1 protein-coding gene is annotated in these 1,403 nt (G+C 62.6%); it reads right to left on the bottom strand.

What is annotated here, in order from left to right; translation table 11 throughout:
- A partial coding sequence (locus tag HLUSI_RS0108900) for an ABC transporter substrate-binding protein (protein WP_016833632.1) occupies positions 1 to 1,258 on the bottom strand: 1,258 nt, incomplete at its 3' end.
- Positions 1,259 to 1,403: the final 145 nt, after the last annotated feature.

Below are 1,403 nucleotides of genomic sequence, written 5' to 3'. Positions count from 1 at the left end.
CGCTCGCGGCTTCCGCCACCATGTCGACCAGCACGTAATCGGCCAGACAGGCCGCCGATGCCTGCCCGAGCGGACCGGCGTGACCATGGTCCAGCATCAGCGAGGCGGCGTCGCGGTAAGGCGTGGCCTTGGGGTCCGCCGTCCAGACCGGATTCTTTTCATAGGCCTTGAGCGGCTGGCTGACGTAGCCGATGGCCGCCTTCATCCACGGATTGAACTGGTCCGGCTCCATCATGAATTGCAGGAACGCCTTGGCCGCATTGGGATACTTGGTGTGCTTGAACGCCATCATCTGGGTCAGCTGCATCAGCTCGGTCGGTTTGCCCGAGACGCCGATCGGATAGTGCGCGTGCTGGGTGTCTTTCGCCAGTTCAAGCAGCTTCGGATCGGTCGAATTCTTGGCCGCGTAATAGATCGAGATGCCGTTGTTGGTCAGGCTGACCTGGCCGTCGAGATAGGCCTTGTTGTTGGACGGGTCCTGCCAGGACAGCGTGCCCTGCACCATGGTTGCGTACAGTTGCTTGCCGTATTCGAGCGCGGCGCGGGTCTCGGGCGAGTTGATGACGACGTTGCCGCGTTCGTCGACCAGCTTGCCGCCGTGCGCCCACAACAGCCAGTGCGCATAGTTGTTGGCGTCGCCGACCGCCTTGCCGTGGGCGAAGCCGATCGGCGTGTTTTTGGCCTTGAGCGCCTGCGCCATCTTGAGGAAGCCGGGCAAGTCCTTCGGCACCGCTTCAAAACCGGCGGCCTTGAGCTGGCTGTCGCGGTACGCCAGGCAGATGCCGATCACGCCCAGCGGGATCGCGATCCACTTGCCGTTGCTCTTGCCGTATTTCTGGAACACGTCGTACCAGCCGCCGTAACGGCTGCCGAGCGAGTTGGCCAGGTCGGTGACGTCGAGCAGCTTGGTCGGATACTGATGCGGGTCGTCGAACCAGCCCAGCACGATGTCGGGACCGCTGCCGACATTGGCTGCCACCGCCGCCTTGGGCCGCACATCCTCAAATCCTTCGCTGTCGGTGCGCACCGGGACGCCGGTCAGCTCGGTGAATTTCTTGACGTTCTCGTTCCACAAATCCTCGTCGCCCTGGACGAAGCGCTTCCAGCGCAAGACGCGCAGGGTCGCGCCTTTTTCTATCGGGTAATCGATGCCGCCGGGTGCCGTGGGCGCGGCGAACGCCGAACCTCCCACGGTCGAGGCGGCGGCAGCCGATGCGGCGCCTGCGATCAGAAATTCGCGTCTGCTTAACTTCATCATGTCTCCTGCTCCTTGTTAGAACGGATGGATCCGCGTGTGCGCGGTTATATGTATTGACGTCAATGCACGGCAGTGAGGGTGTGGTGAGTGGCGGTCTCCTTCAATGAAAGGGGCTGCAGCGACGACAGCAACGATAGCAACGACA

The sequence above is a fragment of the Herbaspirillum lusitanum P6-12 genome, from assembly GCF_000256565.1.
GTDB classification, from domain to species: Bacteria; Pseudomonadota; Gammaproteobacteria; order Burkholderiales; family Burkholderiaceae_D; genus Herbaspirillum; species Herbaspirillum lusitanum.
This window is presented reverse-complemented; position numbering and strand designations above follow the sequence as displayed.